Annotated in this window: 24 protein-coding genes and 1 riboswitch; of the genes, 13 read left to right on the forward strand and 11 right to left on the reverse strand. The window is 74.0% G+C overall.

All coding sequences use genetic code 11. From position 1 onward, the window contains the following. Positions 1-97 precede the first annotated feature (97 nt). On the reverse strand, positions 98-1009 hold the full coding sequence (locus O2W16_RS07150; RefSeq protein WP_269158123.1) for a Dyp-type peroxidase: 912 nt from the start codon (positions 1007-1009) through the stop codon (positions 98-100). A 34-nt stretch (positions 1010-1043) separates the two neighbouring features. After that, positions 1044-1436, reverse strand: a complete 393-nt coding sequence (locus O2W16_RS07155) for a cupin domain-containing protein (RefSeq protein ID WP_036335220.1) — start codon at positions 1434-1436, stop codon at positions 1044-1046. A gap of 276 nt (positions 1437-1712) precedes the next feature. On the opposite strand from O2W16_RS07155, the gene O2W16_RS07160 reads away from it, so the two are divergent. From O2W16_RS07160 to O2W16_RS07185, 6 genes are all read left to right on the forward strand, one after another. After that, entirely contained in the window at positions 1713-2267 is a 555-nt protein-coding gene (locus tag O2W16_RS07160; protein WP_269158124.1) for a universal stress protein, read from the forward strand. A gap of 5 nt (positions 2268-2272) precedes the next feature. Further along, positions 2273-2920: a class I SAM-dependent methyltransferase gene (locus tag O2W16_RS07165; protein ID WP_269158125.1), complete on the forward strand. Its 648-nt coding sequence runs from the start codon at positions 2273-2275 to the stop codon at positions 2918-2920. Between the two features lie 175 nt (positions 2921-3095). After that, positions 3096-3244, forward strand: a riboswitch (cyclic di-AMP (ydaO/yuaA leader). 16 nt (positions 3245-3260) lie between these two features. Beyond that, on the forward strand, positions 3261-4169 hold the full coding sequence (locus O2W16_RS07170) for a transglycosylase SLT domain-containing protein (RefSeq protein WP_269158126.1): 909 nt from the start codon (positions 3261-3263) through the stop codon (positions 4167-4169). A gap of 158 nt (positions 4170-4327) precedes the next feature. Further along, the gene (locus O2W16_RS07175; RefSeq protein ID WP_269158127.1) at positions 4328-4927 is read left to right on the forward strand and encodes a YceI family protein; all 600 of its coding nucleotides are present in this window, start codon (positions 4328-4330) and stop codon (positions 4925-4927) included. A gap of 150 nt (positions 4928-5077) precedes the next feature. Beyond that, a complete protein-coding gene (mftD, locus tag O2W16_RS07180; protein WP_269158128.1) occupies positions 5078-6307 on the forward strand; it encodes a pre-mycofactocin synthase MftD in 1230 nt (409 codons plus the stop codon). Positions 6308-6416: 109 nt separating this feature from the next. Continuing rightward, positions 6417-7556 carry a serine hydrolase domain-containing protein gene (locus O2W16_RS07185; protein ID WP_269158129.1) on the forward strand — a complete coding sequence of 380 codons (1140 nt, stop codon included), beginning with the start codon at positions 6417-6419 and terminating at the stop codon, positions 7554-7556. Between the two features lie 29 nt (positions 7557-7585). On the opposite strand, the gene O2W16_RS07190 is transcribed toward O2W16_RS07185, so the two are convergent. The 5 genes from O2W16_RS07190 to O2W16_RS07210 form a co-directional block, all read right to left on the reverse strand. Continuing rightward, the gene (locus O2W16_RS07190) at positions 7586-8437 is read right to left on the reverse strand and encodes an alpha/beta fold hydrolase (protein ID WP_269158130.1); all 852 of its coding nucleotides are present in this window, start codon (positions 8435-8437) and stop codon (positions 7586-7588) included. Between the two features lie 102 nt (positions 8438-8539). After that, positions 8540-9160, reverse strand: a complete 621-nt coding sequence (locus O2W16_RS07195; protein WP_269158131.1) for an FMN reductase — start codon at positions 9158-9160, stop codon at positions 8540-8542. Next, positions 9157-10302, reverse strand: coding sequence for an LLM class flavin-dependent oxidoreductase (locus O2W16_RS07200; protein ID WP_269158132.1), 1146 nt, complete (start codon positions 10300-10302; stop codon positions 9157-9159). The genes O2W16_RS07195 and O2W16_RS07200 overlap by 4 nt, the downstream gene beginning before the upstream one ends. A 147-nt stretch (positions 10303-10449) precedes the next feature. Further along, the gene (locus O2W16_RS07205; RefSeq protein ID WP_269158133.1) at positions 10450-11586 is read right to left on the reverse strand and encodes an acyl-CoA dehydrogenase family protein; all 1137 of its coding nucleotides are present in this window, start codon (positions 11584-11586) and stop codon (positions 10450-10452) included. A gap of 7 nt (positions 11587-11593) precedes the next feature. After that, positions 11594-12769 (reverse strand): acyl-CoA dehydrogenase family protein, encoded by a 1176-nt coding sequence (locus O2W16_RS07210; RefSeq protein WP_269158134.1) that lies wholly within the window; start codon positions 12767-12769, stop codon positions 11594-11596. 264 nt (positions 12770-13033) lie between these two features. Here O2W16_RS07210 and O2W16_RS07215 point away from each other — a divergent pair, with 264 nt between their 5' ends. Both O2W16_RS07215 and O2W16_RS07220 read left to right on the forward strand, forming a co-directional pair. After that, complete coding sequence (locus O2W16_RS07215; protein WP_269158135.1) at positions 13034-15142, forward strand: putative bifunctional diguanylate cyclase/phosphodiesterase; 2109 nt, start codon at positions 13034-13036, stop codon at positions 15140-15142. Then, on the forward strand, positions 15139-15969 hold the full coding sequence (locus O2W16_RS07220) for an HDOD domain-containing protein (protein WP_269158136.1): 831 nt from the start codon (positions 15139-15141) through the stop codon (positions 15967-15969). Before O2W16_RS07215 ends, O2W16_RS07220 begins: the two co-directional genes overlap by 4 nt. Positions 15970-16077: 108 nt before the next feature. On the opposite strand, the gene O2W16_RS07225 is transcribed toward O2W16_RS07220, so the two are convergent. Then, positions 16078-17796, reverse strand: a complete 1719-nt coding sequence (locus O2W16_RS07225) for an amidase (RefSeq protein ID WP_269158137.1) — start codon at positions 17794-17796, stop codon at positions 16078-16080. Positions 17797-17934: 138 nt separating this feature from the next. Between O2W16_RS07225 and O2W16_RS07230 the strand changes: the two genes are divergently transcribed. Then, positions 17935-18786, forward strand: coding sequence for a hypothetical protein (locus O2W16_RS07230; RefSeq protein WP_269158138.1), 852 nt, complete (start codon positions 17935-17937; stop codon positions 18784-18786). Position 18787: 1 nt separating this feature from the next. Here the strand turns inward: O2W16_RS07230 and O2W16_RS07235 are convergent, their stop codons facing one another. Continuing rightward, positions 18788-19879 carry a DUF3616 domain-containing protein gene (locus O2W16_RS07235; protein WP_269158139.1) on the reverse strand — a complete coding sequence of 364 codons (1092 nt, stop codon included), beginning with the start codon at positions 19877-19879 and terminating at the stop codon, positions 18788-18790. Between the two features lie 105 nt (positions 19880-19984). On the opposite strand from O2W16_RS07235, the gene O2W16_RS07240 reads away from it, so the two are divergent. From O2W16_RS07240 to O2W16_RS07255, 4 genes are all read left to right on the forward strand, one after another. Next, on the forward strand, positions 19985-20209 hold the full coding sequence (locus O2W16_RS07240; protein WP_269158140.1) for a hypothetical protein: 225 nt from the start codon (positions 19985-19987) through the stop codon (positions 20207-20209). A gap of 62 nt (positions 20210-20271) precedes the next feature. Beyond that, positions 20272-20652: a TFIIB-type zinc ribbon-containing protein gene (locus tag O2W16_RS07245; RefSeq protein WP_269158141.1), complete on the forward strand. Its 381-nt coding sequence runs from the start codon at positions 20272-20274 to the stop codon at positions 20650-20652. Between the two features lie 135 nt (positions 20653-20787). Further along, positions 20788-21492: a hypothetical protein gene (locus tag O2W16_RS07250; RefSeq protein ID WP_269158142.1), complete on the forward strand. Its 705-nt coding sequence runs from the start codon at positions 20788-20790 to the stop codon at positions 21490-21492. Between the two features lie 24 nt (positions 21493-21516). Beyond that, positions 21517-21867, forward strand: coding sequence for a hypothetical protein (locus O2W16_RS07255; RefSeq protein ID WP_269158143.1), 351 nt, complete (start codon positions 21517-21519; stop codon positions 21865-21867). An 18-nt stretch (positions 21868-21885) separates the two neighbouring features. On the opposite strand, the gene O2W16_RS07260 is transcribed toward O2W16_RS07255, so the two are convergent. Further along, complete coding sequence (locus O2W16_RS07260) at positions 21886-23403, reverse strand: acetyl-CoA hydrolase/transferase family protein (RefSeq protein ID WP_269158144.1); 1518 nt, start codon at positions 23401-23403, stop codon at positions 21886-21888. A gap of 136 nt (positions 23404-23539) precedes the next feature. Continuing rightward, positions 23540-25336: an alkaline phosphatase D family protein gene (locus O2W16_RS07265; protein WP_269158145.1), complete on the reverse strand. Its 1797-nt coding sequence runs from the start codon at positions 25334-25336 to the stop codon at positions 23540-23542. Between the last annotated feature and the right edge of the window lie 51 nt (positions 25337-25387).

Raw genomic sequence — 25387 nt, forward strand, 5'->3', positions numbered from 1 at the left:
GTCGGCTCAAAGGCACGAAGCCAGTCAGACCTGGAGTCACACCTACCGCTGCCGGCGCCAGCTCACCAGCTACGAGCCGGCCCCGCCATGCTCACAGTCAGTCCTCGTCGGGAGGCGCGAACCGGGCGAGGGCGTCGATCGACGGGCACGTGTAGTACGCCCCGCTCAGCGGGGTCAGGAAGCCAGTCAGCCCGTCCCGGATCCCGTCGGTCGCCCCGGCCATCCGGCGGAGCATCTCGGTGAGCCGCCACTGGTCGCGGGCGAACCCGACGAACGCCGTCCCGTGGTCGGTGACCCCGCCGTAGGCGACGTTGCGCCGGAAGATCTGCTTCTCCTCGCCGTCCACCTCGACGGTCGTGCGGGCGACGTGCGCGCTCGGCAGCATCACGTCGTCGGGGAGCTCGACGCTGTCGGGCTTGGTCCGGCCGATCATCATCTCCTGGCCGTGCTCGCCCAGGGACTCCCACGCCCCGCTGTCGTGCCGCCAGAGCTGGTACAGCACGATGCTCGCCCCCGCGCCCGGCTCGCCGGCCGGTACCGCCGCGACCTCGGCGGCGGTCAGCAGCGAGGGGTTCTCGGTGCCGTCGATGAACCCGGTCAGGTCCCGGTCGTGCCGGTACAGCCAGCCGGTGACCTCGGCGGCCACCCGGGCGACGCCGGTCAGCGCAGCCAGCACGGCGCGCGCGTTGTCGAAGACCGCGGTGCGATGCCCCCCGGCGACCCAGATCCAGGCGTCGTGCTGGGTCGCCGGCATCCGGTAGCGGCCGGCGCCGACGAGGTCCTCGGTCCAGCTCGCGGCGTCCGCCGGGGCGTCGTCCGGGGCGACGGCGGCCCACAGCTCCGGCCGGAAGCCGACCACCAGGTTCACCCCACCGGTGGAGGAGAGCGGACCGGTGAGCCCGGCCACGCCGCGGACCAGGTCCTCTGCGGAGCAGCCGGGCTCGAGGTCGAGCTCCAGGTAGCAGTGCTCAGGGGTGCCGAGGGCGAAGATGCCCGGCTGCGTCGTCACGCCGTCCACCCTGCCCGACCGGCACGGCCGGGCCTCAGCTGGTCGGCGGCTCGTCCTTGCCGGCCTCCTCGAGCGCGTCGGCCTCCTCCTTGGTCTTGTGCACCGCCTTGTCGGCGTGCTCCGGCGGGCCGTAGACCGTGTAGAGCACCAGCGGGTTCACCCCGGTGTTGAGGAAGTTGTGCTTCTTGCCGGCGGGGACGACGACGAGGTCACCCTGGGCGACGTTCTTCTTCTGCCCGCCGACGACGGCCTGGCCGGTGCCGCTGACGAAGGTGAGGATCTGGTCGATCTCCTCGTGCACCTCCTCGCCGATCTCCCCACCCGGCGGGATCGTCATGATCACCAGCTGGGTGTGCTCGCCGGTCCACAGCACCCGACGGAAGTCGGCGCTCTCCTCGGCGACGGTGGCGATGGTGAAGTGCTCCATGGCTGCCGGTCCTCCTCGATCCAGTCGCTCCTGCCGGCGTGTGCCGGCTCATGATCAGTGAAGAGCAGAGCGGCCTCCGCCGCGATCCGAACCCCCGTGCCCCGGGGAGCACGCTGGCCGGGGGCGGAGCCCTGCTCGGGCCGTTCCGCGCACGGTCGCACCGGGCCACACGAGGGGAAGAGGTCTTCCGGCTCTGCCCTTCCCCGGCCCGGTAGGAGAGGCTGTCCGGTGCCGGGTACCGGCAGCGAACTCGCACACGAACACAGGAGGACGGCGTTGACGCAGCAGCCAGCAGACCGGTCGGGGAACGCAGCACTCGCTGCCGAGCGGGACGAGGCGGCCACCGAGCTGGCCGGGGTCGAGGGCGAGGTGTCGACCCGTGCCGCCGTCGAGGGTGGCGTCGTCGTCGGTCACGACGGCTCGGACTGCGCGCAGGAGGCCCTGCAGTGGGCGGCGACGCTGGCCGAGCGCGCCTCCTGGCCGCTGCACGTCGTCCGCGGCTGGCGGATCGCCACCGCCCCCCAGCCGCCCAGCTGGGAGCTCGGCTACGTCCCGCCGATCGGTGAGTACGAGCAGGCGGTGCAGGCCGACCTGGAGGCCGACGTCCGGGCCGTGCTGGGCGCCGAGCGGGCCGGTCAGGTCACCTGCCACGTGGTGCACGCCGCGCCGGTGCGGTCGCTCATCGAGGCCGCGCAGAACGCCGACCTCCTGGTGGTCGGGGCCCGCGGGCGGGGCGGCTTCGCCGGGCTGCTGCTCGGCTCGGTGAGCGACCAGGTCACCCGGCACGCCCCGTGCCCGGTCACCGTCGTGCGCAGCGAGCACAAGGCCTGACCGGCGTGGCGGTCCAGCACCCCGTGCCACCGGCGTTCCTGCGGGCGCACACCCGGCTGGACCGCCCCTCGCTCGTCCCCGAGGTGCAGCTGCACGTCGCCGACGACGTCGTCGCGCTCTGGGAGGCGATGGAGACCGAGGGCGGCGGCGCCGGCGAGGACCCGCCCTTCTGGGCCGCGGCCTGGCCCGGTGGGCAGGCGCTGGCCCGGCACGTGCTCGACCACCCGGAGCTCGTCGCCGGCCGGCGGGTGCTGGACCTGGGGGCCGGCAGCGGCCTGGTGGCCGTCGCCGCGCTGCGGGCCGGGGCGAGCAGCGTGCTCGCCAGCGACGTCGACCCGTACTCGCACACCGCGATCGGGCTGAACGCCGAGGTGAACGGGGTCGGCGGGATCGAGGTCGTCGGGGACGTGCTGGACCAGGAGCTCCCGGAGATCGACGTCGTCCTGGCCGGCGACGTCTGCTACGACCGGGAGATGACCGCCCGGGTGCTGCCCTTCCTCGGCGCGGCCTGGCTGCGGGGGGCCACGGTGCTGCTGGGCGACCCCGGGCGGGCCTACGTCCCGAAGGAGGGGCTGGTGGCCCAGGCGGAGTACGACGTGCCCGACGCCGCCGGGGGAGAGGTGCGCCGGACGACGGTCTGGCGGCTCCCCTGATCCCAGGGCCGTCTCACTGGCACCTCTTGTCACATCGGTGCCACCCCGCCTCGCCAGTGGATGGGAGACGTGGCACATGGCGACGAAATCCAGCTCTGAGCATTGTCACGCCCAGGTGACGGCCTCTACGTTGGCCAGGTCCGGTCGGACGTCTCGTCCCCACCCGGGGAGCCCGCACCGGATGCCGCCGAATCGCTGCACGCAGCGAACCGGGGACCCACCGCAGTACCGGGGTGAATCCCGCCCGGGCACCCGCCCGGCTGGGTAGGGCGACTTCCCGCCCGAACCCGTCAGCTGACTCGGTAGGCGGCCGCGGAAGACCCACGGAGCCCCTCTCTTCATGTCCCGTCGCACCACCGCGTCCTCGTCGGACGAGCAGCTGCCCGCCACCGAGGTGCTCCTCGTGCCCTCGGCCGGCGGCGATGACGCGCCGGTCGCCCTGCGGTCCCGTCGTCAGCCCCCCGGTGGCCTCCGCCGGCCCACGCTGTACCTGGGCGTCGCCGCCGCCGGGGCGATCCTGGTCAACGTCCTCGTCGCCGGCGAGCCCGGCGCTCGGGCCGAGGCCGCCGTCGAGCCGGCCAGCGTCGCCGCCCAGCTCGACCTGAGCTCGCAGCAGACCGGGACCGCCCTCGTCGACGGCCCGCTGGCCGACCGGCTCGGTCAGCTGGCCGCCAACCGCAGCCAGCGCGAGGCCGCCCAGGCCGCCGCCGCCCAGGCACAGGCGGCCGCCGACCAGGCCGTGCTCGACGCCCAGGCAGCCGCGGCGGCCCAGGCCGTCGCCGAGGCGCAGGCTGCGGAAGAGGCGCGGATCGCCGCCGAGGCCCAGGCCGCCGCCGAGGCGCAGGCCGCGGAGGAGGCCGCAGCCGCCGAGCGGGCCGCCGCCCGGGCGGCCACCGCCCCCGCCCCCGCCAGCTCTCCGAGGGCGCCGGCAGCGCCGGCTCCGGCCGCCTCGTCCGGTTCGGGTTCGTTCCAGGACTACGCCCTGGGCAAGCTCGGCGGGGACCAGGCGCAGTTCTCCTGCCTGGAGAGCCTGTGGGGCAAGGAGAGCGGCTGGAACCCGAACGCGCAGAACCCGAACAGCACCGCGTACGGCATCCCGCAGTTCCTGGACTCCACCTGGAAGAGCACCGGGATCGCCAAGACGTCGGACGGCTACCGGCAGATCGACGCGGGGCTGATCTACATCGACAACCGCTACGGCTCGCCGTGTGCGGCGTGGTCGCACTCGCAGGCCACCGGCTGGTACTGATCCACCGGTGCACAGCGGGGCCCGGGTCCGGTCGGACCCGGGCCCCGCTGCGTCCGATGCCGTGCTCCCGTGCCGGGCAGGTGGCCCTCCTGTGCACCGGCGGGGGACCATCGGGGAGGATCGAGGGGTTCGACCACCGAGAAGAGGAGCGCTGACCCGTGGGCAAGCACCGCGCACCCGAGGGCGCCGCGACGGACTTCGACGCCGCCACCAGCGCCCTGGCCGATGTGACGGGCGACTACACCGTCGACGTCACGCACACCCGGATCGGCGTCCGGGCCCGGCACGCCATGGTGACCACCGTGCGGGGCGCCTTCACCGACTTCTCCGGCACCGCCCACCTGGACACCGCCACGCCGGCGGCCAGCAGCGTCCGCCTGCGGATCGCCACCGCCAGCATCGACACCGGGACGCCGGACCGTGACGCGCACCTGCGCTCGGCCGACTTCCTGGACGTCGAGCAGCACCCCGAGATGGTGTTCGTCTCCACCGCCGTCGAGCAGGTCGACCGGGACGTGTACCGCGTCACCGGTGACCTCACGATCAAGGCGGTCACCCGGCCGGTGTGGATCGACTTCACGCTCACCGGCTCGGCGCTGGACCCGTTCGGCAACATGCGGGTGGGCTTCGAGGGCGCGCTGGCGATCAAGCGCAGCGAGTGGGACCTGACCTGGAACGCGATGCTGGACACCGGTGGCGTGCTGGTCAGCGACCGGATCCAGGTGGAGTTCGACGTCTCGGCGATCAAGGACGCCTGACCGGGTCGGGCTGTGTCCCAGGACACGCCCTGCCGCTAGGGTGGCACTCAGTGCCACGCTGGGCGACGCCGGATCGGCCAGTCCCTGCGACGGCGCCCCGGGCCGTCGACGGCGTCGGTCGGGACGAGGCGAGCAGCAGGAGGTCCGCAGGTGGCGAACGCGTGGTTCGAGTCGGTGGCAGAAGCGCAGCGTCGAGCGAAGAAGCGCCTGCCCAAGGGGGTGTACGGCGCCCTGGTGGCCGGCTCGGAGCGTGGGCTGACCGTGGACGACAACACGGCCGCGTTCGCCGAGCTGGGGTTCGCCCCACACACGGCGGGGTTGAGCAACGAGCGGCAGCTGGCCACCACGATCATGGGCCAGCAGGTCTCCATGCCGGTGATGATCAGCCCCACCGGGGTGCAGGCGGTCGACCCCGACGGTGAGGTCGCGGTGGCCCGTGCCGCGGCCTCCCGCGGTGTGGCGATGGGGTTGTCCTCCTTCGCCAGCAAGCCGATCGAGGAGGTCGTGGCGGCCAACCCGCAGACCTTCTTCCAGATGTACTGGGTCGGCTCCCGGGAGGAGATGCTGGGCCGGATGCAGCGGGCGAAGGACGCCGGTGCGGTCGGCATGATCGCCACGCTGGACTGGTCCTTCGCCTACGGCCGGGACTGGGGCAGCCCGTTCATCCCGGAGAAGATCGACTTCGAGGCTGCTCGGAAGTACGCGCCCCAGGTGCTGGCCCGGCCGCGGTGGCTGCTCGACTTCGCCCGCACCCGCAAGCTCCCCGACCTCACGGTGCCGAACATGGTGGCCAAGCCCGGAGATGAGCCCCCGACGTTCTTCGGGGCCTACGGGCAGTGGAGCGCCTCCCCGATGCCCTCCTGGGAGGACGTCGCCTGGCTGCGCTCGCAGTGGGACGGGCCGTTCATGCTCAAGGGCGTGATGCGGATCGATGACGCCAAGCGCGCCGTGGACGCCGGGGTCACCGCGATCTCGGTGTCCAACCACGGGGGCAACAACCTCGACGGCACCCCGGCCGCGATCCGGGCGCTGCCCGCGGTCGTCGCGGCGGTCGGTGACCAGGTCGAGGTCCTGATGGACGGCGGCATCCGCCGCGGCGGCGACGTCGCCAAGGCCCTCGCCCTGGGCGCCCGGGCGGTCATGATCGGCCGGGCCTACCTGTGGGGCCTGGCCGCCAACGGCGAAGCCGGGGTCGGCAACGTCCTCGACCTGCTCCGCGACGGCCTCGGGTCTGCGCTGGTCGGCCTGGGCCACCGCTCGGTCGACCAGCTCAGCCCGGCCGACCTCGTCGTCCCACCGCACTTCGAGCGGCACCTCGGCGAGGACGGCGCCGATGCACCGGCGGCGCAGCGGTCCTCCGGCAAGGGCACCACCGCCTGAGGGGCCGGGCGGCCGGTGCGATGACTTCCACCGGCCCCCGCCGTCCTCCCTGCTGAGCGCACCGTCCTCCGGACGCTGGGTGCGCCGTCCCTCGGACGCAGGAGCCCCCATGCCGCACCCGTCCCGGTTCGTCACCGTCTGGTCAGCCCTGCAGGCCCAGGTGCAGAGCGGCCGGCTGCCCGGCTACGCCGCCGCGGTCCGGTACCGCGGGGAGGTCGAGGTGCACACCGGCGGCTCCCTCGAGCTCGGAGGTGTCGCCCGCGTGCGTCCGGACTCGCTGTTCCGGCTGGCGTCGCTCTCCAAGCCGGTCGCCGGGGTGCTGACGCTGTCGCTGGTCGAGGACGGGTTGCTGGACCTCGACGACCCGGTCGGGCGATGGCTCCCGGAGCTGGCCGAACCGCGGGTGCTGGTCGGCCGGGGCGGCGCACTCGCGGACACGGTGCCGGCGGACCGACCGATCACCGTCCGCCACCTGCTCACCAGCACGCCCGGCTTCGGTGGGCTGTGGGACGGCTCGCCGCTGGACCAGGTCCTGTACCGGGCCGGCCTCGGACCGGGTCCGCTGCCGCCGGAGCTGACGCCGGCGGAGTACCTGGCCCGGCTGGGCGAGCTGCCGCTGGCCGCGCAACCCGGGACCAGCTGGCTGTACCACCTCAGCACCGAGGTGCTCTCGGTGCTGCTGAGCCGGGTCGCCGGCTGCCCGCTGCACGACCTGCTGCGCGCCCGGGTCACCGGTCCGCTGGGTCTGGCCGACACCGGCTTCTGGGCGACCGACCCCGTGCGGCTCGGCCCGGCGTACCTGCCGGCGGGTGGCGGGTTCGAGCTCCTCGACCCGGCCGACGGGCGTTCGTCCGGCCCGCCGGTCTTCGAGGGGCTGGCGGCCGGGCTGGTCTCCAGCGCACCGGACGTGCTGGCCGTCTTCGGCGCGCTGGCCGACGGGGGCGGGCCACTGCTGAGCCCCCGGTCGGTGGCCGCCATGACCACCGGAGCGCTGACCACGGCGCAGCGGCTGGAGGCCGTCGACTTCCTCGGCGCCGGCCGCTCCTGGGGGCTGCAGGTCGGCGTGCAGGTGGAGCCGGGAGAGCCGTGGGCGCAGCCGGGCCGGTTCGGCTGGGACGGCGGGACGGGCACGACCGCCTACGCCGATCCGGACCGGGACCTCGTCGCGGTGCTGCTCACCGCGCGTGGCATGGCCGGGCCGGAGGACGGCATGGACGGGTTCTGGCGGGCGCTGTACCGCTGCCTCTGACCCACTCTTGCGGCAGCTCGCCCGGCGCCTCAGCGGGGTCGGTCACCGCCCAGAGCCAGCACCGTGCGCAGCGCGGTGACCAGGGCCAGCGGCTGGTCCAGCATCGGGTGGTGGCCGCTGTCGGGCAGGTCGACCACGGGCATCCCGGCCCGGGTCAGCCCGACCATCTCGGTGGCCATCTCCGGGCTGACCAACCCGTGCTCGCAGCGCAGGAAGGTCAGCGGGACGGCGACCCCCGGCAGCAGGTCGCGCAGCCGCAGCCGGGTGCCGAAGAAGTCCGGGTCGAACTTCCACGTCCAGCCGTCCTCGACCGCGCGCAGCGATCCGGCGGCCACGTGCTCGCGGACGAAGGGGAGCAGGACCTCTTGCGGCGGCAGCGTGCGGAAGCGGGCCCTGGCCTCGTCCGGGTCCGCGTACACCCGGTGCGGCCGTCGGCGCTCCCGCAGCCGCCGCTCGTCCGGGGGCTGGTCGTTGAGCGGGGAGTCCACGACGACGACCGAACCGATGTCACCCGGGTGCTCGACGCCCACGGTGACCGCCACCCAGCCGCCCATGCTGTGGCCCACGACGACCGGCCGGTCGAGGCCCGCGTCGGCGGCGACGGCCACCACCTCCCGCGCCCACAGCAGCGGGTCGTAGTCCTCGCGGCGATCGCTGTCACCGTGCCCGGTCAGGTCCAGGGCCACCACCCGGCGTCCGGTGAGCAGGGGGGCGACGTGGTCCCACCAGCCGGAGTGGGCGGCACCGCCGTGCACCAGGACCACGCCCGGCGCCCCGGCCGGCCCCCAGGCCCGGTAGTGCACCCGGGACCCGGCGACGACGACGTCCCGGTGTTCCGGCTGATGGGCGAGGGCCTGGGTGAACCACGTCGGCGGGGTCATCCCCGGATCCTGCCCGACGGCCTCAGCTCGACGAGAACGGGCTGGGGGCTCCCTCCGGGGGGTGGAGGCAGCTCCCAACCCGATGTCGAGCTGCGGTGGACCTCAGCGGCCCTTCAGCAGCTCCTCGAACGAGGTGGTCGGGTCGGCGAAGGGGTCGGCCGGGCGGGTGGCCGCGGGACGACCGGTGACCAGACCGGCGAGCTCGCCGGCTGCCCGGTCGATACGGCCCGCCAAGGACCGGTCGACGCCGCCGCCGGCCCAGTCCTCCGTGGCGGCGAAGACGCCGGTGGGCGCCACGACCGCCCGCAGGTAGGCCAACAGCGGGCGCATCGCGTGCTCCACGACGAGTGAGTGGCGCGGCGTCCCGGCGGTGGCGCCCAGCAGCACGGGCTTCCCGGTCAGCGACTCCTTGTCCAGCACGTCGAAGAACGTCTTGAACAGGCCGCTGTAGGAGGCGGAGAACACCGGGGTGACCGCGATCAGCCCGTCGGCGCCGACGACCGTGTCAATCGCTGCCTGCAGGGGCTCGTTGGCGAACCCGCTGGTCAGGTTGTCGGCGAGGTCCCGGGCATGGCCGCGGAGCTCGACCACCTCGACGGTGGCGTCCTCCCCGCGGGCCCGCAGGGCCTCGACGGTGGCGGCGGCGAGCCGGTCGGCCAGCAGCCGGGTCGAGCTGGGGTCGCTCAGCCCGGCGCTGACGACGGCGATCGTCCGAGTGGTCATGCCCGCGCCACCGTCTCCACGGTGCGGCCGGTGACGTCGTCGGCGGCGTGCACGGTGCTGGCGTGACCGCCGCCGGCGGCAGCCACCAGGCTGGCGTGGGTCGGCGCGTCCGGCACGTGCGCGGGCTTGAGCGCGGCGAACTCCCGGCGCAGCACCGGCACGACCTCCTCGCCGAGGATGTCCAGCTGCTCGAGCACCGTCTTCAGCGGCAGCCCGGCGTGGTCGATGAGGAACAGCTGCCGCTGGTAGTCACCGACGTAGTCGCGGAAGCCGAGGGTCCGCTCGATCACCTGCTCCGGGGACCCCACCGTCAGCGGGGTCTGCGAGGTGAACTCCTCCAGCGACGGGCCACCGCCGTAGACCGGGGCGTGGTCGAAGTAGGGGCGGAACTCCCGGACGGCGTCCTGGGAGTTCTTCCGCATGAACACCTGGCCACCCAGCCCGACGATCGCCTGGTCGGCGCTGCCGTGGCCGTAGTGCTCGAACCGGCGGCGGTAGAACTCGACCATCCGCTCGGTGTGCTCCGGCGGCCAGAAGATGTGGTTGTGGAAGAACCCGTCGCCGTAGTACGCCGCCTGCTCGGCGATCTGCGGGCTGCGGATCGAGCCGTGCCAGACGAACGGCGGGACGCCATCCAGCGGGCGCGGGGTGGAGGTGAAGCCCTGCAGCGGGGTGCGGAACTGGCCCTCCCAGTTCACGACGTCCTCCCGCCACAGCCGACGCAGCAGCTGGTAGTTCTCCACGGCCAACGGGATGCCGTCCCGGATGTCCTTGCCGAACCAGGGGTACACCGGGCCGGTGTTGCCCCGGCCCATCATCAGGTCGACGCGGCCGTCGGCGACGTGCTGCAGGGTCGCGAAGTCCTCGGCGATCTTCACCGGGTCGGTGGTGGTGATCAGCGTCGTGGACGTCGAGAGGACCAGCTTCTCGGTCTTGGCCGCGATGTAGCCCAGCGTGGTGGTGGGGGAGGAGACCACGAACGGCGGGTTGTGGTGCTGGCCCTGGGCGAAGACGTCGAGCCCCACCTCCTCGGCCTTGAGCGCGATCGTGATGAGCGACTTCACCCGCTCGGCCTCGGTGGGGGCCCGGCCGGTGGTCGGGTCGGGGGTGACGTCGCCGACGGTGAAGATCCCGAACTGCATCTCGTGCTCCCTCTCGTCTGAGCCGCACTGGTTGAGAGCGCAACTACTGGCTCGTGGAACGGTACGGCACCCGAGCGCATTCCCCGCTCCGAACGCGGCAGCGCCCCCCGGCCGGGTGGGCCGAAGGGCGCTGTCGTGGTTCCTCGCTCAGGCGAGCGCGTCGACCGTCTCGTGGTCGTCGACCGTGCCGGCCAGCCGGGCCAGCGCCCAGTCGCCGTCACCGAGGAGGTGGTCGATCGCGGTGAGCCGGCTGGTGTAGTGGCCCACCTTGTACTCGGCGGTGACACCGATCCCGCCGTGCAGCTGGATCGCCTCCTTGCCGATGTGCCGCGATGCCCGGCTCGTCTGCAGCCGGGCCCGGTCGGCGGCGGCGACCACGTCACCGTCGGCGTCGACGACCAGCGTCGCCCACATGACGGTGCTGCGGGCCAGCTCCAGGGAGACGTACATGTCCGCCGCCCGGAAGGTCAGCGCCTGGAACTTGTTCAGCGGCACCCCGAACTGCTTGCGGGCCTTGAGGTACTCCGCCGTCGTGGTCAGTGCCGTCTCCATCGCCCCCAGCGCCTCGTGCCCGTAGGCGACCCGGGCGCGGGCCTGCGCCTTCTCGATGGCCGGTGCCTGGTCGCCGGTGCCCTCGCCCAGCGGCTGGGCCGGGGTGCCGGCGAAGGAGACCTTCGCCGAGCGGGTGCCGTCGTGGTTGCGGTACCCGGTGCGGGTCAGCCCCTCGGCGTCGCCCGGCACCAGGAACAGCCGGGTGGCCCCGCCCACGAGCGCGCTGACCACCAGCAGGTCGGCGCGGGCGCCGTTCGGCACCGGCTCCTTGACCCCGGTCAGCCGCCAGGAGCCGCCGTCCTCGGTCGCGGTGACCGACTGGGCGGACGCCTGCCAGCGGGAGCCGATCTCGGTGTGCGCGAAGGCCGGGAGCAGCGTGCCCTCGGCCAGCGCGCCGAGCACCTCGGCGCGCTGGGCGTCGGTGCCGAGGTCGGCCACCAGCCCACCGGCGAGGACGACGGCCTCCACGAACGGCTCGGGTGCCAGCACCCGGCCGATCTCCTCGGCCACGATGGACACCTCCACCGGACCTGCGCCCATGCCCCCGTCGGACTCGGCGAAGGGGAGCCCGAGCAGGCCCATCTCGGCCAGCTGGCCCCAGGTCTTCTCGTCGAAGCCGGGGTCGGTGCCGACCACGCGCCGGCGCTGCTCGCTGTCCCCGTAGGCCCGGGACAGCAGTGCGCTCACTGCCTCCCGGAGGCCGTTCTGCTCGTCGTCGTAGCTGAACTCCATGGTCAGATCACAACCCCAGGATCGAGCCGGCGATGATGGTGCGCTGCACTTCGTTCGAGCCCCCGTAGATGGAGACCTTGCGGTAGTTCAGGTACGACGGGGTGGCCACCTGCGCCCACCCCGGCACGTCGGAGTCCTCGTCGGGGAACGAGGCCACCGACAGCGGACCGGCGATGTCCACCAGCAGCTCGGTGGCCGCCTGCTGGAGCTCCGAGCCACGCAGCTTGAGCACCGAGGACGCCGGGTGCGGGCGGCCGCCGGCGGAGTTGGCCACCACCCGCAGGGCAGTGAGCTCCAGGGCCAGCAGCTCGTTCTCCAGCTCGGCGATCCGGGCGGTCATGTACGGGTCCTCCGACAGCGGTGCGCCGTTGACCGTGATCCCGCGGGCGTGCTCCTTGGCCTCGATCAGCATCCGCTTGGTCGAGCCGATGCGGGCGATGCCGACCCGCTCGTTGCCGAGCAGGAACTTGGCGTAGTCCCAGCCGTGGTTCTCCTCGCCCACCAGGTTCTCCGCCGGGACCCGGACGTCCTCGAAGAAGACCTCGTTGACCTCGAAGCCGCCGTCGAGCAGCTCGATCGGCCGCAGGGTCACCCCGGGGGTGTCCATCGGGAACAGCAGCAGCGAGATGCCGCGCTGCCGCTTCTCGGCGGTGGGGTCGGTGCGGACCAGGCAGAAGATCCAGTCGGCGTGCTGGCCGAGCGTGGTCCAGGTCTTCTGGCCGTTGACCACCCAGTCGTCGCCGTCGCGCACCGCGGTCGTCCGCAGCGACGCGAGGTCCGAGCCGGCGTCGGGCTCGGAGAAGCCCTGGCACCACCAGATGTCGAGGTTGGCGGTGGCGGGCAGGAAGCGCTCCTTCTGCTCCTGCGAGCCGAAGGTCGCGATGACCGGACCGATCATGCTGGTGTTGAAGGCGAGCGGCTCGGGGACCCCGGCCAGCTGCATCTCCTCGCGCCAGATGTGGCGCTGCAGCGGCGTCCAGTCCCGACCGCCCCACTCCACCGGCCAGTGCGGCACGGCGAGACCGGCGGCGTTGAGCGCGCGCTGGGCCTCGATGAACTGCTCCTTGGTCAGCTCCCGGTGGGCAGCGACCGCGTCCCGGATCGACTGCGACACCTGGGTGGTGAAGAAGGTGCGCATCTCGTCCCGGAAGGCCCGGTCCTCCGGCGACAGGTGCAAGCGCATGGGACCTCATTCCTGACGGCAACCCTGCCGTCTCGACGTGGGGTGTCGAAGATCCCACATCCGCTACCCGGCAGTAACTCGGGGTCGGCGGCGGCGTCCGGGTCACCCGCCGTGGTCGCCGGGGAGGCACCCCGCCCGAAGGAGGGAAGTCGGCCCGATCGGCTGGAGCGCCGACCCCGGCAGGACGACGCTGTGGACAGGCTGCGCCGAGGCGTGCGGCTGGACGGCGGGAGGAGGGGCGACATGTCGGCACGCAGCCGAACGGTGAGCGAGCCCCACGCGTCCCCCGAGGTCGTCGCCGCCGTCTTCCACGGGGTGACCGTCAGCGACGCCGCGGCGGTGCTGGTCGTGGAGCAGGTGGGCGCGGTGCTGCGGGTGGGCTGGAGCAACGAACGGGCCGCGACCCTGCTCGGCTACGGGCCCGAGGACCTGCGCGCGGTGGCCGTCGAGCAGCTGCTGCCCTCGCTCGGTGGTGGGGAGCTCAAGCTGCTGCTCCGCCGCGAGCGGACGGTGCACATGACGCTGCCGGTCCGGTGCGCCAGCGGTGCGCTGCTGGACTGCGTGGTCTCCGCCGTCCCGGTGCCGCCACCGGCCGGGCGGCGCTGGACCGTCCGGGTGACCTCCACGGCCAACGAGACCGAGCGGGCGCTGCGGGCGACCGCCGACGCCTCCGAACGCCGCTTCGCCACCCTCACCGAGCGCTCGCCGGTGCCCACGCTCCTCTCCGAGCAGGGCATGCGCCTGGCGCACGTGAACGACGCGTTCTGCGCGCTGGTCGGCATGCAGGCCGAGCAGCTGCTGGGCACCGGCTGGCTGGACGCCGTGCACCCCGACGACCTCGAGACGGTGATCGGCCAGGCCGTCGCGGTGCTCGAGGGCGGCGACCGGACGGCGCAGGCGCGGCTGGTCCGCCAGGACGGCAGCGAGCGCAGCACCGTGATCCGCTTCGCGCACGTCTTCACCCCGGGCGCGGGCGCGGGGTTCATCGGCACCATCGAGGACATCACCGACCGGCTGGCCTTCGAGGCGCGGTTGGCGCACCAGGCCAACCACGACCCGCTGACCGGGCTGCCCAACCGCACCCGGCTGGCCGAGCACGTGGCCGCGCGCTTCCGGCCCGGCGCCGGTGGCCTGGCGTGCATCTTCCTGGACCTGGACAACTTCAAGGTGGTCAACGACTCCCTCGGGCACACCGCGGGCGACGCCCTGCTGGTCGAGGTGGCCGACCGGCTGCGTGCGACCGTGCGACCGGGTGACCTGGTGGCCCGGTTCGGTGGCGACGAGTTCGTCGTCGTCTGCCAGCAGGTGTCCGAGGACGACGCGGTGGCCCTCGCCGAGCGGATCGGGGAGGCGCTGCACCGGCCGCTCACCCTCGCCGGCGTCGAGCTGCACCCCCGGGCCAGCGTCGGCGTCACCGTGCAGACCGCCGAGCACACCGTCGCGGAGGAGCTGATCCGCGACTGCGACATCGCCATGTACCAGGCGAAGGCAGCCGGCAAGGGCCGGATCACCGTGCTCGACTCCGAGGCGCGGGCCCAGGCCCGGGACAAGCTGCGGCTGGGCGCCGACCTGCGCGAGGCGATCGACCACCGGGAGATCACGCTGATGTACCAGCCGATCTTCAGCACCACCGAGCGGACCGCGGTGGCGGTGGAGTCGCTGGCCCGGTGGCAGCACCCCGAGCGCGGCGCGATACCGCCCAGCACGTTCGTCCCGCTGGCCGAGGAGAGCGGCCTGGTCTCGGCGCTCGGCCTGCTGGTGCTCGACGAGACCTGCCGGCAGCTGGCCGAGTGGGACGGTCGGCTGGGGGTGAGGGCCCCCCGACGGGCCAACGTCAACGTCTCGGCCCTCGAGCTGGACGCCAACCTGCACGGCCACGTGCGGTCGGCGCTGCTGCGCCACGGGCTGCAGCCGTCCCGGCTCTCCATCGAGATCACCGAGTCCGCCCTGATGACCGACCCCGCCGCGGCCCGCGCCGTCCTCCTGCAGCTGCGCGAGCTCGGGGTGCAGGTCTCCATCGACGACTTCGGCACCGGCTACTCCTCGCTGGCCTACCTGCGGCACCTGCCGGTCGACTGCCTCAAGGTCGACCGGTCCTTCGTGGCCGAGCTGGCCGACGGGCACCCCGAGATCACCACCGCGGTCATCGCGCTGGCCCGCAGCCTCGGCCTGGACACCGTGGCCGAGGGCGTGGAGACCCAGCAGCAGGCCGACGAGCTGGCCCGGCTGGGCGCCACCCACCTGCAGGGCTTCAGCCTCGCCGCGCCGTTGTCCGGCGCCGACGCCGCCACCTGGTTCGCCGCCGCCTGGTCCGCCGATGCACAGACCGCCGCCACCGGACCCGCCCGACACCCCGACCTGGAGCTGACGTGACCCCGTCCGCGGCACCGTCCCTGACCGTCGCCCCGGTCTTCGACCTGGAGCGGGTGCTGGGCAGCATCGACAGCATGGCCGCCCAGCGGCCGGTAGCCGCCCAGGTCGTCGCCGAGACGAACTCCGACCGCAGCAGCGCCAAGGAGCTGTCCCGGCTGCTCGGCGCCGACGTCGCGCTGGCCGGCCGGGTGATGAAGCTCGCCAACTCCGCCTTCTACGGGATGCGCGGGCGGGTGACGTCGCTGCAGTTCGCGGTCACCGTCGTCGGCTTCGGCACGGTGCGCACGATGGCGACGGTCGCCCTGACCGACCTGGACGACGAGTCGCAGCTGCCCGAGGACTTCTGGGAGGTCAGCACCACCCTGGCGCTGGCCGCGTCCACCCTCGCGCCGCGGTTCGCCGAGCGCCCGCAGGACGCGCTCTGCCTCGGGCTGCTGGCCCAGATGGGCGTCGCACTGCTGCACCACAACGACGCGGAGGGCTACGCCGAGCTGTGGACCGCCCACCGGTCCGCGGTCTCCCGCCGGACGGCGGAGGTGCAGCGGTACGGCATCTCCGCGCTCCGGCTGACGTCGGTGGCGCTGGAGCAGTGGGGCTTCCCGGCGGGCATGCTGCTGCCGCTCCAGCAGGTGGACGACGACACCTCCTTCCAGGGCGCCCTGCTCCGCTCCGCCCTCGAGGTCGCCGGCCGGCTCACCGACGGCGAGCACGAGGAGACCCCGATCGAGCGGGTCAGCTGCGGCCAGCTGCGGGAACGCGACGTCGCCCCGCTGCTCGCCCAGGTCCGCACCGACGCCGAGGAGCTGCGCGCCGCGCTGCTCGGCTGACGAAGGACCCCCTCTCCCCCCACGCTTCGCAAGCTCAGCGCGGGCCCCTGAGAGGGGGCCTGAAGCCCGCCGCGAGCTTGCGAGTGGTGGGGAGGAGGGGGTCCTTCGTCAGGTGGCGGGCTCGGGGTTGTCCGGCTGCGGGTCCGCGCCCACCGTGGGCAGGTAGCCCGGCGCCTCGCGCGCCGCGGACTGGTCCTCGAAGTCCGCGGCGATGTCCAGCACCCGGGCGTCGTCCCAGCGGGCCCCGAAGAACGAGACGCCCACCGGCAGCGAGTCCCGCGGGCCGGCGAAGCCCGCCGGGACCGTGACGTTCGGGTAGCCGGACACCGCGGCCGGGCCGGAGGTGCTGTAGACGAACGCGTCGGCCTGGCCGTCCAGGTACTCGTACCGGGTCTGCCAGGCCGGGGTGTTGGTCAGCCCGACGATCGCGGCCAGGTCGTCCTCCGGGCCGGCCCCCTGGGCGAGCACCTCGTCGATCGACGCGCGGGCCAGCGTCCGGATCCGGTCGCGGGTCTCCTGGATCGCCGGGTCCTCGGCCGGCACGGTGGCCGCCTGCGCCTGCTCGAGGAGCTCCTGGCCGAAGTAGGCCAGCTCCACCGGGTCCTGCTCGTTGAACTCGATGATGCCGGCCAGGTCGGCCGGGTGGTCACCGGGCGTGGCCGCCAGGTAGGCGTTCAGGTCCCGCTTGAACTCCGCCAGCAGGGCCGGCAGCTCACCAGCACCGATCTCCTCCTGGTAGGGCAGCTGCACCGGCACGGTGGTCGCACCGGCGGCCTCCAGCTGCTTCACCGCCGCGGCGAACACCTCCTCGGTCCGGTCGTCGACGGCCGCCGACTGTTCGGGGGTGAGCGTCCAGACGCCGATCCGGGCACCCTCCAGCGCGTCGAGGTCCAGGTCGGCGAAGTCGAGGTCCAGGTCGGCGGGGATCTCCGCGGTGGCGGCGTCGGCGTCGTCGGAGCCGGCGAGCACCTCCAGCGTGAGCGCCGCGTCGACGGCGTGCCGGGCCATCGGGCCGGCGGTGTCCTGCTCGGCGGAGATCGGGACGATGCCGGTGCGGCTGACCAGGCCGAGGGTCGGCTTGAGGCCGATCACGCCGTTCGCCCCGGCCGGGCAGACGATCGAGCCGTCGGTCTCGGTGCCGATCGCCACCTGGGCCAGCGAGGCGGCGACGCCGACCGCGGAGCCCGAGGACGAGCCGCACGGGTTGCGGTCGAGCACGTAGGGGTTGGCGGTCTGGCCGCCGACGCCGCTCCAGCCGCTGGAGGAGGCGCTGCCGCGCAGGTTGGCCCACTCGGAGAGGTTGGCCTTGCCCAGCACGATCGCGCCGGCGTCGCGGAGCCGCCGGGTGATCTCGGCGTCGTCCGGGCGGCTGTCCAGCATCGCCCGGGAGCCCGCCGTGGTCGGCAGCTGCTCGGTGTCCACGTTGTCCTTCAGCAGCACCGGGATGCCCTCGAGCGGCCCGCGCGTCTGGTTCCGCTGCCGCGTCCGGTCGCTGTCCGCGGCGTCGCGCAGGGCGTCGGGGTTGACGCTGAGCACGGCGCCGAGGTCGTCGTTGACGGCGGCGATCCGCGCCAGGTACGCCCCGGTGAGCTGGACGGCGGTGAGGTCGCCGACGTCCATCCGCGCCTGCAGCTCGGGGATGGTCAGCGCGTCGAGGTCCAGGCCGCGGATCGGCAGGGTGCCGGAGCCGGCCGCGTCGGCGGCGCCGGGGCCGGCCTGGCCCGGGTCCGCCGGGGCGGCGACGGCGCTGGCCGGGACGAGCAGGACGGCGGCGAACGCAGCGGTGACCGCGGCCCTCCGACGCAGGGGAAGGACGGGGACGCGCATGGGCTCCTCCGAGGCAGCCGGGCTGGGGTAGGTAGAAGCTAGGCCGGTCCGCGCGCCTCCGCCCGGTCAACGCAGCGGTCGCCGGGTCACAGGCCGTCCGGGTCCCCCCGAACGGCCGGGGGAGGGCATGGTGGAGGGGTGTTCGACAGCGACTTCGGTCCGGACCTGATGGCCCTGCTCAGCCGGGAGGTGCTCCGCGAGCGCGGCGGTGCGCTGATCGCGGAGGCCTGCGCGTGGTCGGTCGGCCTCTCCGACCACGACCACCACCTGCGGGTCCGCGGCCGCGTGACGGCCACCGGGCTGACCCTCGGCGCCCGGGCGGTGACCGGCCAGCCGCTCAGCGGGGAGGAGGACGGTCGCCTCGAGCTGGGGGACGCCCGCCCCGGCAGCTTCCAGGACGCGTTGAACGCGGTCACCGCCGACGGCACCCTTTACGCCGAGCACTTCGACCGGGAGGTCGTCGAGCCGTTCGTGCTCGCCACCTGCGTCGCCGCGGCCGAGCGCGCCCGGGAGACCCGCCCCGCCGACTGGGCCGAGCTCCTCGACGAGCTCGGCGAGGACGGCGGCGACCTGGTCGAGGTCGTCCGGGTGGGGGAGTGGGAGGCGCCGCTGCGGATCGAGGCCGAGCACCTGGTGCTGGCGGCGCTGGGCACGGTGCCGCTGGTCGAGGTGGAGGCGGAGGGGCTGCCGCTGTCGCTGGTCCGCGCCGCCGAGGCGGTCACCCGGGCGGCGGCGCCGGCCGCCGTCCCGGAGGCCGGGCCGGCGGCGGACGAGCTGGCGGGTGCGCTCTTCCTGGCCGAGGCGGCGATCAGCTCCGCCGGGCTGCCGGTGCCCGTGCCGGTGCCCGCCGCCGACCGCCTGCTCGACGTGCTGCTGGGCGAGGGGCTGCTGCCCGAGGAGGTGCCGGCGCTGCTGCCGCACCTGCCGGTGGCGCCGGGCACCGCCGCTGAGGTGCGGGCGACGATCGCCGCCCTCGGGCACGGGGGCTGAGTCAGCCGGCGGAGGTGGGCGGGGGCAGCCGCACGACGTCGGCGGTCACCCCGTGCTCGTGCAGCCGGCCGGGCGCCGGGCTGTCGTAGACGACCAGCAGCTGCGGGCCGGCCGCGTCGTCCTCCAGCAGGCCGATGCCCTCGGCGTGGTCGACCCCGACGCCGAACGGCAGGTCGACCTCGCAGCTGAGCAGGTCGTCCCGCACCACCTGCGGGGTGTCCGCGGTCAGGGCGCCGTGCCAGCGGAAGACGTGCACCGGCCCGTCCAGGTCCATCGTCGGGCCGGCGAGCACGAGCAGGTCGCCGCCGTGCGGGCACAGGTCGCGCACTCCGAGCCCGGCGAGGTCGAGCACGTGCTTGCGGTACCGGCGGCCGTCGGCGAACGGTTCGAGCTGCAGCCGGCCGGGGTCGTCCGGGTCGACCGTGGGGCGGAGCTCGAGCACCATCGCCCAGCCGCGCAGCACCGGGCCACGCAGACCCAGGTACACCCGCTCCCCGGCCACCGCGATGCCCTCGACGTCCAGGCCGTTGTCCTTGCCAGGGATCGCCAGGAACGGGGCCAGGTGCTCGTCGTCGGCGAGCAGGTCGCGCAGGTCCGGGCCGTGCGCCCCGAAGACGGCGGCCCGCTCCGTCCGGCCCGCCACGGTGGTCTCCCGCACCGGCGTGGGCAGGCCGTCGACGTCGGCGACCGGGATCCGCACGAGCACCTGCCGGTTGGCCTGCCCGGTCACCCGGGCCAGCCGGCGCAGCGCCTTCTCCCCGTCGTGCTTGGCCTTGATCCGCTTGCGCCGCAGGCTGTGCGACCCGACGGCCCAGAGGAAGTCGCCGGCCCGGGCGATCCCCTCGATGTCGGCCTCCTCGTCGGCGTCCTCGCCCGGGAGCTCGACGAGGTCGGCGAGCCGGCAGCTGGTCTGGTCGGCGTAGTGCTGCGGCTCGCGGGGGTCGTCGGCGACGAGTCGCTCGATCGTCGCGGTCTCGTCGCCGGCGACCCAGAGCACCGGGCCGTCGCTGCGGACGGCGGAGAGGTTCGTGTGGGTGCCCGACTCCCGGGCCCCAGCGGTGAAGGACAGCCGGACGGTGCGCTCGATGCTCACACCCGCCACCTTGGCACGGTGGCGACGGCGCGCACCGAGGCCTTCTCACGGCCGCCGCCCGGGGTGACCATGGGAGGGCACGCATCCTCTCGGAAGGACAGTGCCATGAGCAGCTCTGCCGACCACGCCCGCCGGCCGCACCCCGACCCGCTCACCATGACCCCGGCGGAGAAGGTGATCGCCGAGTGGGAGGCCCGCCACGACGTCGCCGCCCGCGGCTCCCGGGCGAGCTTCGCGACGGTGCAGCACTACCTCTCGGAGACCCGGTCCCGGGAGCGCTGCGAGGAGGCGGGCCGGCCACCCGCCGCCAAGCGGGACAAGCGGCGCTGAGCCGGTCGGGGAACGCTGGGCCGGTCGGGGAACTACTGGACCGCGGGCCCCGTTGGCGGGCCATGGACCTGGTCTGCCCGAAGTGTCAGGGGACGATGCGCACGTACGAGCGCAACGGCGTCCACGTCGACCAGTGCACCGACTGCCGGGGCATCTTCCTCGACCGCGGTGAGCTGGAGCGCCTGGTCGACGCGGAGAACGCCTGGCACGACGGCCCGGCCGCGGCCGCCCCGCCCGCGTCCCGGCCCTCGGCCCAGCAGCCGTTCTCGCACGCGCCGGCGCAGCACCCGCAGCCGTCCCCGTCCAGCTCCCAGCCGGCCTCGCTGGGCGCCGTGGTCAGCGAGGTGCTGGGCCAGGTGCGCGCCAGCAGCTCCGGCTCGGGGCACAGTTCGTACGGCAAGCCGCGCAAGAAGAAGTCGCTGATCAGCGAGCTCTTCGGCTGACACGGGGCCTGCGCCACCCACGACCCGTCCGCCGCCCCCACTGACGGCGTCGAGATCGGGCTGGTGGCGGCCTGGCCGGGCATGAGGCAGCCACCAGCCCGGTCTCGGTGCGCGGCCGGGCCGTACGGTCGCGGGGTGGCTGACGACGACCTCACCCCGTTCACCCCTGCGGGGGCCGAGCGGCTGCGGACCGCCGCGGCCGAGCTGGCCGCGGCGGTGACCGCGCACGCCGAGGCGGTGACCGCGGTGACCGGGGACGCCGGCATGCCCGAGGTGTTCGCTGCCAGCGACCGGTTGCTCCCGGCGGTGCTGGCCTACGCCGACGCGCAGTTCGACCTCACCGGCAACGACTTCCCGTTCGGCGTCCTGCACGGCTACGCCGAGGACGACGGGGAGGACGACGGGGAGGACGACGAACCGCAGGTCGGCGACGCAGCGGACGGCGACGCAGCGGACGGCGACGGGGCGGACGGCGACGGGGCGGACGGCGGGACCACCGCCTCCGGGACGACCGACGTCTCGGTCCTGCAGCGGCACGACCTGCGGGTCACCGACGAGGCCGCGGTGCTGGCCGCGGGCCGCCGGGCGTACCTGCGTTCGCAGCCTGACGGCGACGCCGCCGCGGCGGTCGCCGATGTGACGGACCTGGGCCGGGCGCTGTCCCAGCTGGCCGACGCCGGTGGCTGGGACGCCGTGGGGGAGACGCCGGGGCTGCGGACGACGGGCCGGTCGGTGCTGGTCATCGGTCGGGAGCTCGCCCCCGGGGCCGACCCGGAGGACGACACCGAGGACGACGGCGGCGAGCTGCTGTGGTCCCAGCAGGACGTGTTCCCCGGCTGACCCGCGCGGGGTAGGGGGATCGGCATGCCTGACTATGACGTGAACGAGGCCGGGGTCGCCCACGCCCGGGAGCTGATCGACGCCGGGGAGTACGACGACCAGACCGAGTGGTCCGACGCCGCGCCGTCGACCGACGAGGAGAACGAGGAGCGGGACGACGAGGGCCAGGAGGGCTACGCGCAGTGGCACCTGGCGGTCGACCCGGACAAGGGCGAGGGCACCAAGGGCCGCTACCGGTTCCCCTACGGCGACTTCGCCACGGTCAACCGGGCCGCGCTGATCCACGCCAAGCAGCGGGCCAGCCAGAACGACCACCCGGAGATCGAGGCGGCCGCCGACGACCTGCTGCAGCGCCTGGACGCCAAGCGTTCCTGACCCGGCGCGGCTGAGGGGTCAGCCGGGCAGCATGCTGCCGGTCTCCAGGTAGCGGGTGTGCCAGCTCAGCGCCTCCGCCAGCAGGTGCGGGGTGTGCCGGCCGTACGCGCCGCGCTCGGCCCGCTCGTAGTAGTCGGTCAGCAGTGGCCGGTAGTCCGGGTGCGCACACTTGTCGATCACCAGCTGCGCCCGCTTGCGCGGCGGCAGGCCGCGCAGGTCGGCGAGCCCGTGCTCGGTGACGACCACCGACACGTCGTGCTCGGTGTGGTCGACGTGGGACACCATCGGCACGATCGAGGAGATCGCGCCGTCCTTGGCCGTCGACGGGGTGAGGAAGAAGGAGACGTAGGCGTTGCGGGCGAAGTCGCCCGAGCCGCCGATCCCGTTCTGGATGCGGCTGCCCATCAGGTGCGTGGAGTTCACGTTGCCGTACAGGTCGGCCTCGATCATCCCGTTCATCGCCAGCACCCCCAGCCGGCGGACGATCTCCGGGTGGTTGCTGATCTCCTGCGGCCGCAGCACGATCCGGTCCCGGAACTCCGCCACGTGAGCGTTGAAGTCCGCGATCGCGGTAGGGCTCAGCGAGAACGCCGTCGCCGAGGTGGAGGCGAGCGTGCCCGAGCGCAGCAGGTCCAGCATGCCGTCCTGGATCACCTCGGTGTAGGCGGTCAGCTGCTCGAACCGCGACTCCTGCAGCCCGGACAGGACGGCGTTGGCCACGTTCCCGACCCCGGACTGCAGCGGTAGCAGCTCGGCCGGCAGCCGACCCACCGTGACCTGGTGCTCGAGGTACTCGATCAGGTGCCCGGCGATGGCCCGGGCGGTGTCGTCCGGCTCGCTGAACGGGGTGTTCCGGTCCGGGGAGTGGGTCTCGACGACGGCGACGACCTTGTCCGGGTCGACCCGCAGGTGCGGCACCCCGATCCGGTCGCCGGGCCGGGTCAGCTGCACCGGCCGGCGGTTCGGGGGCAGCGCCGTCCCGTAGTAGACGTCGTGCATGCCGTCCAGCCCGGCCGGCTGCCAGCTGTTGACCTCCAGCACCACCTTCTCGGCGAGGTCCAGCCAGGTCTTGTTGTTGCCGACCGAGGAGGAGGGGATCAGCTGCCCGTCCTCGGTGATCCCGCTGACCTCCACGACGGCGACGTCCAGCGGCCCGAGGAACCCCTCCCAGGCCAGCTGGGCGACGTGCGACAGGTGGACGTCGACGTAGTCGATCTCCCCGGCGTTGATCTTCTGCCGGGCGACCGGGTCGGACTGGTACGGCAGCCGCAACCCGATGCCGTCGGCGGCGGCGAGCGCGCCGTCCAGCTCGGGTGCGGTGGAGGCACCGGTCCACAGGTCGACCCGGAACGGCTCTCCGGCGGCATGCGCGGCGGTGATCCGCTGGGCCAGCAGCCCCGGGACCGCCTTCGGGTGCCCGGCGCCGGTGAACCCGCTCATCCCGAGCGTGTCGCCGGGCCGGATCAGCGCGGCCGCCTCGTCGGCCGGCACCACCTTGCGCGCCAGTGCTGCGTTGCGGATCCGACCGGTGTCCATCGTCCTCCGACCTCGTCGTGGCGGGCCGCTCCGGCCCACCCGGACGCTACGGGCGGGACGATGGTCCTGCCCGGGGAGGCCGGAGGACCCGGCTGCGGGGCCGGGCCCGCCGGCCCCGCAGCCGTCCGTGCCGAGGTCAGGCCGTCCGGGGGGTGTCCGAGCGGGCCCCCAGCTCGGCCGTCGGCCCGCTGACCTTGCGCGAGCCCTTCACCGTGGCGAACGAGGTCTCGTAGCCGACCGTCGCCTGCGGGTCCAGCCGCGGGTCGACGGCCAGGCCCTTGTCGCCGTTGCTGCGGATGAACCAGAAGTCCGCCTGCACCCGCTGCGGGGTCACGTCCAGGACGGCGAAGCCGTGGCCGATGCCCTCCAGGTAGCGCACCCAGGGGTTGGCGGCCTGGAACGCGGCGGTGGTCGCGGTCGCGGCGGCCGCGGAGCCGACGGCCTCCTTGAACCCGTTGCTGGTCACCGACGGGCAGACGAACTCCACACCGACCGAGTTGCCGTCACCGGGGTAGCCGCCGAAGTCGGTCGGGAGGTCGTTGGCCCAGGAGGAGTGGATGTCGCCGGTCAGCACCACCGGGTCGGCGTGCTGGGCCGCGGCCATCGCCTCCAGCACCGCGCGCTGGTCTGCCTGGTAGCCGTCCCACTGGTCGGCGTTGAACACCGAGCCGGGCACCGTGCCGGGCCGGGGGACGGCGAACACCCGCGCGAAGACCGTCTGGTTGCCGACCAGGTGCCAGTCGGTGCGCCCGGTGCGGATGCCCTTCGTCAGCCAGTCCAGCTGCGGCGGCTCGGGCAGGTGCCGCCGCGGGTCGGTCAGGGCCGGGTTGAGCGCGCCGTCGACCGTGCCCGGGACCTGCTCGCTGCGGTTCTGCCGGGTGTCGATGACCGACAGCTCGGCCAGGTCGCCGAAGCTGAAGCGGCGGAAGAACTGCCGGCCCTTGCTGGCGTGCGGCTGCCACATCGCGGGCTCGCGGATCGGCATCCACTCCAGGTATGCCTGGAACGCCTTGGCCCGGCGGAACAGGAAGTCGCCCTCGGGCTTGATGCCGTCGGGCTTGCCCGGCTCGGTGTAGGGGGCGGCCGGGTCGTCGTCCCGCTCGTGGTTCTCCGCGCCGAAGTCGTAGGCGTCGTTGGTGATCTCGTGGTCGTCGAAGATGACGATCCACGGGTGCTGCTGGTGCGCCCGCTGCAGGTCCGGGTCGGTCTTGTAGAGCGCGTGCCGGATCCGGTAGTCCTCCAGCGTCACCATCTCGTGGACCGGCTCGTGGTCCCGGATGCCGATCAGCGCGTTGGGCCCGTACCGGTCGCCGGAGCCGGCCACGCCCGCCACCCGCGGGGCGTTGCCGTACTCGTAGAGGTAGTCGCCCAGGTGCAGCACGAAGTCCAGGTCGTCCCGGGCGGCGATCCCGCGGTAGGCGGTGAAGTACCCGCCGGTCCAGTTGCTGCAGGAGGCGAACGCCATCCGCAGCGCGTGGGTCTGGCCGGGCTCGTCCGGTGCGGTCTGGGTGCGGCCGACCGGGGAGGTCTGGCCGGCGCAGCTGAACCGGTAGAAGTAGCGCGTGTAGGGGGTCAGCCGGTTCACCACGACCTTGACGGTGTGGTCGCGGCTGACGTCGGCGACGACGTTGCCGCTGCGCACGACGCGGGTGAACGCCTCGTCGGCGGCGACCTCCCAGCGGACCGGGACGGCGGGCCCGCGGCGGCTGCCGGGGAGGGACTCGGGGGTGGGCGTCACCCGGGTCCAGAGGAGCAGCTCGGTGGCCGTGGGGTCGCCGCTGGCGACGCCGAAGCCGAAGACGCCGGAGCGGGCGGTCTCGGCCACGGCCGCGCGGGCGGCCTCGCTGGTGAGCCCACCGAAGGTCAGGGCGGCGGCGGTGACCGCGCCGCCCTTCAGGACGGTGCGGCGGGACAGGGGTGCTTCGAGGGACATGCGGGCACTGTGGTTGCACCGGGCGACGAGTTGGCGGTGCCTGCGTGAACG

Source organism: Modestobacter sp. VKM Ac-2984, from assembly GCF_026967985.1.
Classification (GTDB): Bacteria; Actinomycetota; Actinomycetes; order Mycobacteriales; family Geodermatophilaceae; genus Modestobacter.

Coding starts and splice junctions, on each gene's coding strand:
- O2W16_RS07155 (WP_036335220.1), bottom strand. CDS start 1,436: ATGGAGCACTTCACCATCGCCACCGTCGCCGAGGAGAGCGCCGACTTC.
- O2W16_RS07170 (WP_269158126.1), top strand. CDS start 3,261: ATGTCCCGTCGCACCACCGCGTCCTCGTCGGACGAGCAGCTGCCCGCC.
- O2W16_RS07185 (WP_269158129.1), top strand. CDS start 6,417: ATGCCGCACCCGTCCCGGTTCGTCACCGTCTGGTCAGCCCTGCAGGCC.
- O2W16_RS07190 (WP_269158130.1), bottom strand. CDS start 8,437: ATGACCCCGCCGACGTGGTTCACCCAGGCCCTCGCCCATCAGCCGGAA.
- O2W16_RS07195 (WP_269158131.1), bottom strand. CDS start 9,160: ATGACCACTCGGACGATCGCCGTCGTCAGCGCCGGGCTGAGCGACCCC.
- O2W16_RS07200 (WP_269158132.1), bottom strand. CDS start 10,302: ATGCAGTTCGGGATCTTCACCGTCGGCGACGTCACCCCCGACCCGACC.
- O2W16_RS07205 (WP_269158133.1), bottom strand. CDS start 11,586: ATGGAGTTCAGCTACGACGACGAGCAGAACGGCCTCCGGGAGGCAGTG.
- O2W16_RS07210 (WP_269158134.1), bottom strand. CDS start 12,769: ATGCGCTTGCACCTGTCGCCGGAGGACCGGGCCTTCCGGGACGAGATG.
- O2W16_RS07225 (WP_269158137.1), bottom strand. CDS start 17,796: ATGCGCGTCCCCGTCCTTCCCCTGCGTCGGAGGGCCGCGGTCACCGCT.
- O2W16_RS07240 (WP_269158140.1), top strand. CDS start 19,985: ATGAGCAGCTCTGCCGACCACGCCCGCCGGCCGCACCCCGACCCGCTC.
- O2W16_RS07245 (WP_269158141.1), top strand. CDS start 20,272: ATGGACCTGGTCTGCCCGAAGTGTCAGGGGACGATGCGCACGTACGAG.
- O2W16_RS07255 (WP_269158143.1), top strand. CDS start 21,517: ATGCCTGACTATGACGTGAACGAGGCCGGGGTCGCCCACGCCCGGGAG.
- O2W16_RS07260 (WP_269158144.1), bottom strand. CDS start 23,403: ATGGACACCGGTCGGATCCGCAACGCAGCACTGGCGCGCAAGGTGGTG.
- O2W16_RS07265 (WP_269158145.1), bottom strand. CDS start 25,336: ATGTCCCTCGAAGCACCCCTGTCCCGCCGCACCGTCCTGAAGGGCGGC.